This is a genomic window from Microbacterium sp., assembly GCF_031178525.1.
Classification (GTDB): domain Bacteria; phylum Actinomycetota; class Actinomycetes; order Actinomycetales; family Microbacteriaceae; genus Microbacterium.
In genome coordinates, this window is record NZ_JAPSJA010000107.1 from 1 (window position 1) to 8,579 (window position 8,579).

The 8,579-nt window shown below is 74.0% G+C and carries 6 protein-coding genes; 3 read left to right on the top strand and 3 right to left on the bottom strand.

Translation table 11 applies throughout. From position 1 onward, the window contains the following. A partial coding sequence (locus RIF89_RS08425; RefSeq protein ID WP_309068675.1) for a PspC domain-containing protein occupies positions 1-413 on the bottom strand: 413 nt, incomplete at its 3' end. A gap of 104 nt (positions 414-517) precedes the next feature. Here RIF89_RS08425 and RIF89_RS08430 point away from each other — a divergent pair. After that, the gene (locus RIF89_RS08430; RefSeq protein ID WP_309068676.1) at positions 518-1,984 is read left to right on the top strand and encodes a PspC domain-containing protein; all 1,467 of its coding nucleotides are present in this window, start codon (positions 518-520) and stop codon (positions 1,982-1,984) included. Further along, positions 1,984-2,265 carry a hypothetical protein gene (locus RIF89_RS08435; protein WP_309068677.1) on the top strand — a complete coding sequence of 94 codons (282 nt, stop codon included), beginning with the start codon at positions 1,984-1,986 and terminating at the stop codon, positions 2,263-2,265. The genes RIF89_RS08430 and RIF89_RS08435 overlap by 1 nt, the downstream gene beginning before the upstream one ends. A 98-nt stretch (positions 2,266-2,363) precedes the next feature. Here the strand turns inward: RIF89_RS08435 and RIF89_RS08440 are convergent, their stop codons facing one another. Continuing rightward, entirely contained in the window at positions 2,364-4,685 is a 2,322-nt protein-coding gene (locus tag RIF89_RS08440; RefSeq protein ID WP_309068678.1) for a glycoside hydrolase N-terminal domain-containing protein, read from the bottom strand. A gap of 42 nt (positions 4,686-4,727) precedes the next feature. On the opposite strand from RIF89_RS08440, the gene RIF89_RS08445 reads away from it, so the two are divergent. Continuing rightward, the gene (locus RIF89_RS08445) at positions 4,728-8,282 is read left to right on the top strand and encodes a TM0106 family RecB-like putative nuclease (protein ID WP_309068679.1); all 3,555 of its coding nucleotides are present in this window, start codon (positions 4,728-4,730) and stop codon (positions 8,280-8,282) included. Here RIF89_RS08445 and RIF89_RS08450 read toward each other — a convergent pair. Then, the coding region (locus tag RIF89_RS08450; protein ID WP_309068680.1) for a WYL domain-containing protein at positions 8,252-8,579 on the bottom strand (328 nt) is incomplete at its 5' end. The two genes, RIF89_RS08445 and RIF89_RS08450, sit on opposite strands and share 31 nt — an antisense overlap.

Below are 8,579 nucleotides of genomic sequence, written 5' to 3' on the forward strand. Positions count from 1 at the left end.
CGCCGGTCGACGAGCGCGGACCACACGCCGGCGGTGAGAGCGAGCGCGACCGCGAGGTAGATCGGGATGAGCGTGGCCGGGGGCAGCCATGCCCGCCCGGTGCCGTTGTGATAACGACCGATCGAGACCAGGAGCAGGATGGCGGCGACGCCCAGCAGGAGCGCCGCGACGGGTGTGCGCCGGGTGCCGCGCACGGGCGCAGGCTCCGCGGGCGTGAGCACCCACAGCCATAGATAGAGGAGCGCGCCGAGACCCCACACGGCGGTCGTGGCGACGAACAGTGCCCGCACGATGCCGACCGGCCAGTCGAGGTGCCGCGCGAGCCCTTCGCTGACGCCGGAGAGCACGGTGTCGCGAGGCCGCGCCAGTGGGGGAGCGGTGCGCGCGTGCTGCGCGGGCGAGACAACCGTCATGGCTTCATGTAATCACCGCGGGACGCGCCGCCGCGGTGGTTTGAGGGTCGGATCAGGGATGTCCCTCATGGCGGGGTGCACGCCGCTGCGGCGACGATGGACCCATGACCCAGCACACCGCACCCGTCGACGCGGCGTCGGCGGAAGCGTCGGCGTCCGCGCCGCCCGCGTCGTCGCGGACGGCCGACACCGAGGGGCGCTTCTTCCTCTGGGTCCGCGGGCTCGGCGTGGTGCGAGAGAACGGCTGGCTCGGTGGCGTGTGCGCGGCGATCGCGCACCGGACGGGCATCGATCCGCTCATCGTGCGGGGAACCCTGGTGGCGATCACGGTGCTCGGCTTCCCGGCCCTGTGGTTCTACGCGCTCGCGTGGGGCCTGCTGCCCGACCGCGCGGGGCGGATCCCGTTGCAGATGCGCACCGGCTCCGCGCCGGCGCTGCTCGGTTCCGCAGCGACCGCGGCCGCGGCGCTGCTGGTGACGTGGACCGGCAACTCGCTGCTGGAGGCCGTGGCGATGTCCGCCGTCGAGGGCTGGGCGCGTCCCGTGCTCGAAGCCGGCTTCTGGCTCGCGGGTCTTGGCGCCGTCACCGTCGTTCTGATCCTCCTCCTGCGCCGCCGGTGGGCAGGAAGCACACTCCCCCTTGCGGGGGCCGACGGCGCCGTGTCGGGCACAGCCGCCGTCTCCGGCGGGGCGGTTTCGGGTACCGCCCCGCCCACATTCGTTCCGGAGCCGGTCGAGCCGCTGGCGCCGGAGCTCGCGACCGTCGAGGAGCTCGAGGCCTGGCGCGCACAGCACGCCGCATGGCGCGAGCAGCACGACGCGTGGCGGCGGGCGCAGGTCGACGGATCAGCGCAGGCCGAGGAGCGGGCGCGGCGCGCGGCGCAGCAGGCGGCATTCCGGGCCGAAGCGGCACGCGTGCGCGCCGAGCGGCGGGCGAGGAAGCCGCGGATCTCGCTCGCGTTCGCGACGATCGCCGGAGGGGCCGCACTGGTCGCGGCGACCGCGGTGTGGCTCGCCTTCCAGCCCTATGCGGAGGAGCGGTCCTGGCAGGCAGCGGTTCTCGCCGCGGCCGCGGTGACGGCGCTCGCCATGGTGGTCGCCGGCATCCTGCGACGTCGCAGCGCCCTGCTCGCCGCCCTGACCGTCACTCTGCTCGTCATCGGGGGATCGGGCCTCGCGACCCACGCGGTCGACGACCTCGTCGGACCGGATCGGTACGTGCCGGTGACCGCCGGCGAGCAGCACATCTCTCAGCCGTTCGGGCAGCTCAGCTTCGAGGTGGGCGGCGCCTACAGCGCCGCGGGTGCGACGCGCATCGAGAAGGGGACGGGCTCGGTGTGGATCTCCGTCTACCCCGGCGTTGACGTCGAGTTCCGCACCGTCCACGACACGGGCGGGGTGCTCGTCGACTACCTCGACGCGTCGGGTCTCTCGACGCGCCAGGATGCCGTCACGGCGGAGGACGGCCGCTTCAGCTGGCAGCACGACGATCCGAGCGTGCGGAAGACCCGCACGATCGTGCTCGATCAGGACGACGTCGAGGTCTACATCCAGGTGTGGGGAGAGCAGTGATGAACACGCAGGCGACGAGGCCGACGGTGCCGTGGGTGGGGATCGTCTTCGGCGCGCTGTTCGCGCTCGCCGCGGGAGCGGGCATCCTGCTGCTCGCGCTGCCGGATCTGCTCGAGGCGGCGTTCGCGGGCGTGCGGCCGCTGCTTTTCGAGATGCGGCCGGAGTGGTTCGGCGCCGTCGTGCCGCTGGCGATCGGCGTGCTGGTCATCGCCGCCGGCGTGTTCTTCGCCGTGCGGCGCGGGCAGCAGGCGCCGGTGGACCGCACCGCGAAGGCGGATTGACGCCTTCCGGGCGCTGAGCGGACGGAACCGCTCGGTGCTGCCTTCGTTGTGCGGATCGGCCATGCGAGCCGGCCGCCCGGCCCGGGCGGCCCGGGGGCTCAGTCGCGCGCGGGCAGCGCCACCTGGGCCCCCGCGGCCACCCGCACCGGTGTGGGCGAGCCGCCGCCCAGCGCCACCACGACCTCCCGGTCGCCCTGTCCGTCGTTGTGCAGGATGACCTCGGTCGCCGTGCCGTCCGCCCACGCGATGTCGACGCGCCAGCGACCGCGCGCTCGCAGGCCGCGCACCCTGCCGGTCGGCCATGCGGCGGGAAGCGCGGGAAGGATGCGCAGCACGCCGTCGTGGCTCTGCAGCAGCATCTCCGCCACGGCGGCGGTCATGCCGCAGTTCCCGTCGACCTGGAAGGGCGGGTGCGCCGAGAACAGGTTGGGGTACAGGCCGCCGCGGTGACCACCGCCGTCCTGCGCGGGCCGCATGCCGGTCTGCAGCGCTGCGAGCGCGTGATCCGCTCGCCCGAGGCGGGCCCACAACGCCGCCTTCCATGCGAGCGACCAGCCCGTCGACTCCGGGCCGCGCAGCTCGAGCGTGCGGGCCGCGGCCGCAGCCAGTGCGGGCGTCGCGTCCGGGGTCACCGAACCGAGCGGGAACAGACCCACCAGATGCGACACGTGCCGGTGCTCGGGCTCGGCCTCGACCACGTCCGCGGCCCATTCGCGCAGCTCGCCACGCGGTCCCACGGACGGCTCCGGCAGCAGGGCAGCGGATCGCTCGAGCCCGTCGAGCGCGTCATCCTGCGTTCCGAGCTCGGTCGCCGCCATCCGCGTCACGCGGGCCAGCCACCGGATGAGCTCGACGTCCATGGTCGCCGAGACGCCGACGCCCGTGGGGCGGCCATCCGAGGCGATGTGCGTGTTCTCGGGCGAGGTCGACGGCGACGTCCACGCCGTCGTCCCGTCGTCCTGCACCCAGTCGGCCGCGAACCGGGCCGCGCCGATCAGGACGGGCCAGACCGTCTCGCGCAGGAACACCGGATCGGGCGCGAACAGGTGCCGCTCCCACACGTGCTGCGCGAGCCACAGCCCGCCCATCGCCCACGACGCCCAGGACGGATCGCCCCGCCCCGCGCCCACCGGACCCGCGTGCGCCCACGCGTCCGAGTTGTGGTGCGCGACCCAGCCGTCCGCGCCGTACAGGCGGCGCGCGGCATCCCGACCGGTCCCGGTCGCGAGCCGCTCGATGAACCGCAGCAGCGGCTCGTGGCACTCGCCGAGCCCCGTGGTCTCGGCCGGCCAGTAAGCCATCTGCGTGTTGATGTTGATCGTGTAGGCGCTCGACCACGGTCCGGGAAGCCACGGGTTCCAGATGCCCTGCAGGGTCATCGGCAGCCCGCCAGGCCGGGACGAGGAGATCACGAGGTAGCGGCCGTAGTGGAAGCTCAGCGCGGCGAGACCCGGGTCGTCCCGCTCGACCGCGCGCGCGACGCGCTCGGCCGTCGTGAGCTCCGCGGCATCCGGGGCGTCCGGCAGCGTCAGCTCGACGCGGTCGTACAACTCCCGGTGCGCCGCGACGTGCCCGGCGCGATCCGGCACCTCCCGCACGAGCGCGAGCGCCTCGGCGACCGCATCGGCCTCGGCGACCGGCGGACGCGCCTGCGGCTCGTGCGTGCCGCCCGTGCCGATCAGGATGACGTGCTCCGTCGCGGCGCCCGTCCGCAGGATGTCGCCGTCGACGCGGGCGGCCGGATCCCGCGGGGCGCGGATCGCGACGACAAGCCGGGACGGCGACGCCTCGTCGTAGCGCACGGGCTCGGGGACGTCCTCGTGGCCGGGCGCGACGTCCACGGGCGGCAGCAGCGTGGTCACGAGCGCGCCCTCGACCGCCGAGCGACCCGTGACGCGCAGCGGCGAGGCGAACTCCACGACGAGTCGCACGGGGCGATGCGCCGTCACGCGATGCACGATCGCGCCGGCGGCGGCATCCGCCCAGGTTTCGTGCCGCACGCCGCCGCGCTCGTGCGAGGCGATCGCATCGCGGAGGTCGAGGCGGCGCCCATACGTCGTGGCGAGCGTCCCGGGCACGTCGGCATCGTCCGCCTCGACGCGGATGTCGACGTCGCCGAGCGGCAGATAGGCCTGCACCCACGGGGTCTGCAGGCGCTTCAGGTGGTGCTCTGCGGCGCGGACGTCGCCCGCGGCGAGGGTCTCCCGCGCGGCGCGCAGGTCGTCCGGCCCGCCGGGCACGGCGTCGAGCGGATCGGACGGCGGCCCCGACCACGCGCGCACGTCGTTCAGGTGCAGGTGCTCTCCGGCCGCCCCGTTCTCGGCGGATCCCCGGCACATCGCGGCCCGGATGCCGTTGCCCACGGGCAGCGCCTCGATCCAGTGCTCGGCGGGCCGGTCGTAGCGCAGCTCGTGTGTCATCACGCTCACGCTAGTGTCGGTGGGCCCGTCTAGCCTCGGAACGTGCGTTACATCGAGTCCGAGTCCCGCGTCGTGTGGAGCGCGAGCGACCTGAAGGTCGCCGCCGAGTGCGAGTTCGCGTGGCTCCGGGCGCTCGACGCGAAGGCGGGGCGCATCGCTGCCGTCGAGGAGCCCGAGGACGAGATGCTCGAGCGCGCCGCGCGCCTGGGCGACAAGCACGAGGAGCAGGTGCTCGCGCGCTACCGCGACGAGTTCGGGCCCGCCGTGATCGAGATCGAACGGGCCGCATCGTCGGATGCCGACGCGATGGCGGCCGCGCTGGAGGCGACGATGACGGCGCTGCGGGATCCGAATGCGCGCATCCTCTTCCAGGCAGCGTTCTCGACCGACGAGTTCGTGGGCTTCGCCGACTTCCTCCTGCGCGAGCCGGATGGCCGATGGCGGGTGCAGGACTCGAAGCTCGCGCGCCGCGCCAAGGTCACGGCACTCATGCAGCTCGCGGCTTACGTCGATCAGCTCGACCGCCTCGGCATCGCGCGCTCGGACGAGGTCGACCTGCTGCTCGGCGACGGCACGACGTCGACGCACGCGGTCGACGACCTGCTTCCCCTGTTCTTCGTGCGTCGCGCGCGGCTGCGGGCGCTGATCGGGGATCGGCGGCTCGATCTCGGCGCCGAAGGTGAGCCGATCGCGTGGGCCGACCCGCGCGGGGACCTCGGCGTGGTGGCCTGCGGGCGGTGTGCGACGTGCGAGCAGGAGGTCGTCGCGACGCGCGACGTGCTGCTCGTCGCCGGGATGCGCCCCGTGCAGCGCGATCGCCTGCGGGCCGCGGGTATCCGCACGATCGACGAGCTCGCGGCGGCCGAGGTGGGGCCGCCGGGCATGAACCCCGAGACCTTCGCGGGGCTGCGCATCCAGGCGCGGCTGCAGCTCGCGTCGCCGGCGGGCGTGCCGGATCCCGCGGGGGAGTCGGAGACGGCCGCGCCGCTGTACGAGGTCGTGCTGCCCGAGGCGCTCACGACGATGCCGCGCCCCGATCGCGGTGACATCTTCTTCGACTTCGAGGGCGACCCGCTCTACACCGAGCCGGGCGCCGCCGACCGCTGGGGCATCGACTACCTGTTCGGCTGGGTGGACCTGCAGGAGCAGTACACGCCGCTGTGGGCCCACACCTTCGCAGACGAGAAGGAGGCGCTCGAGCGCTTCTGCGACTTCATCGCCGCCCGCCGTGCCGCCCATCCCGGCATGCACATCTACCACTACGCGCCGTACGAGCCCACGCACCTGGCCGCCATGGCGGCGCGGCACGGCGTGCGCGAGGCCGATGTCGACCGCATGCTGCGCGACGAGCTCTTCGTCGACCTGTACCCGATCGTGCGGCGTGCGCTGCGGGTCGGGTCGCGCTCGTACTCGATCAAGAAGCTCGAGCCGCTGTACATGGGCGACGAGGTGCGCACACAGGACGTGCAGCAGGGTGGCGACTCGATCCTGCGCTACGTCGAGGCGCGCGAGCAGATCGCGGCGGGGGACGTCGACGCCGCCCGCGTCATCCTCGACGACCTCGCCGACTACAACCGCTACGACTGCGTGTCGACCCGGCGCCTGCGCGACTGGCTCGTCGAGCGAGCGCGGGAGACGCGGATGCTGCCCGCGCGTCCCGACGAGCTCGAGGCGTTCACGTACGAGCCCTCGCCGCTCGCCCTCGCCCTCACGGCGCGTGCGGCGGAGCGCGATCCCGAGGAGCCGGACGCGGTCGCGCTGCGGCTGGGCGCGGCGGCGATCGACTACTACCCGCGCGAGCGCAAGAGCTTCTGGCAGGGGCACTTCCAGCGGCTGCGCGAGCCGCTGTCGCTGTGGGCGGATACGCGCGATGTGATCGCGGTCGATGCCGCCCGCACGCGCGTGCTGGAGGACTGGGGCGTGCCCGACGGCGGGCGGGCGGTGCGGCGGGTCGTCGAGCTGCGCGGCGATGTCGCTCCGGGGACGCGCCTGAAGGAGGGGGCGCAGCCCTTCGTGCTGTACGCGCGCCCCGCGCCGTTCCCCTCCGACGCGTCGTCCCGCTGGATCCACGTCGCCCGTGCGGTCGAGGTCGTCGCCGAGCTCGACGACGGCGTCGTCGTGTCGGAGACCTCCATCGGCGGCGAGACGTGGAGCACGCTGCCGCTGGCCGTCACACCCGCGGCGCCGCCGCAGGCCGGCAATCAGCAGAAGTCGATCGATGCGTGGGCCGAGGCGCTGCTGGCGTCGGGCGATGCCTTCCCGAGCGACCCGGCGACGGACATCCTGCGCCGCCGGCCGCCGAGCACACGGTCGGGAGCGCTGCCGGCGCCGGACGGCGACGACGTCGGCGCGATCGTCGCCGCCGTGCGCGATCTCGACCGCAGCTACCTCGCTGTCCAAGGCCCGCCCGGAACGGGGAAGACGTACGTCGGCTCGCACGTGATCTCGACCCTCGTGCGGGAGCACGGCTTCAAGGTCGGGGTCGTCGCGCAGTCGCACGCGGTCATCGAGAACATGCTCGACCGGATCGTCGGGGCCGGCGTCCCGGCGGCGCTCGTCGGCAAGGCGCTCAAGTCGGGCACGACGGGCGCCGAGCCGTGCTTCACGGTCATCCAGAAGAACGGCGTGCCCGCGTTCACGGCCGAGCGTCCCGACGGCTACGTGATCGGCGGCACGGCCTGGGACTTCGCGCACGAGGCCCGGGTGCCGCGCGGCAGCCTCGATCTGCTCGTGATCGATGAGGCGGGGCAGTTCTCGCTCGCCTCCACGATCGCGGTCTCGCTCGCCGCCACGCGCCTGCTGCTGCTCGGCGACCCGCAGCAGCTGCCGCAGGTGAGCCAGGGCACGCACCCCGAGCCGGTCGACACCTCCGCGCTCGGCTGGGTCATGGACGGCGAGCAGGTCATCCCCGCCACGCACGGCTACTTCCTCGCGCGGTCCTGGCGCATGCATCCCGCCGTGTCGGCGGCCGTCTCCGGGCTCTCGTACGCCGGTCGCTTGGCGTCGCACGAACCGGCGGCGCTGCGCGCGATCGACGGCGTCGAGCCGGGCCTGCACGTGCTGCCCGTGCGGCACCACGGCAACGCCACGGCCTCGCCCGAGGAGGCCGCCGAGGTCGTGCGCATCGCGCGGGAGGTGATCGGTCGCGCCTTCACCGACATCGAGATCGGCGACGGCGGCACCGGATCGCCGTGCCCGCCGCGCCCCCTCACGCAGGCCGACGTGATCGTGGTCGCGCCGTACAACGCCCAGGTGCAGTGCGTCGAGCAGGCACTGGCGGAGAACGGGCTCGCCGAGGTGCGGGTCGGCACGGTCGACCGTTTCCAGGGGCAGGAGGCGGCCGTGTCGATCGTGACGCTCGCCGCGTCGAGCGGGCGCGACGCGCCCCGCGGGTCCGACTTCCTGCTGCTGCAGAACCGCCTGAACGTCGCGATCTCCCGCGCCATGGTCGCGGCGTACCTGATCCACTCGCCGGCTCTTCTCGACGACCTCCCGCGCCATGCGGACGGGGTCGCGCGGATGAGCGCGTTCGCGCGACTCATCGGCTTCGATGAGGCGCGCGCGTCTCAGCCCGTGAGCCCCGCGCCCGTGGCGTAGCGGTCGACGAGCAGCGCTCCCAGCCTCGCGAGATCGTCGCGCACCTCCCGCGGGCGGATCACCTCGGCGACCGCGGCCCAGCCCGCGAGCTGCTCCGCGAGCGCCTGCACGCTGTGGGCTCGCGCCTCCACGATCGTCCGACCGTCGTCCGCCGTGCCCAGCGCCGTGGCCTGCGCGCCGAACAGGGTGAGCAGTGCCTCGGCGGCGGCCGGATCGACCTGCACGATCGCCGCCACCGACCCGCGCAGCCCCTCGATGCGCTCCGACGCCCGGCGCCATGCGGCGTTCAGGTCGAAC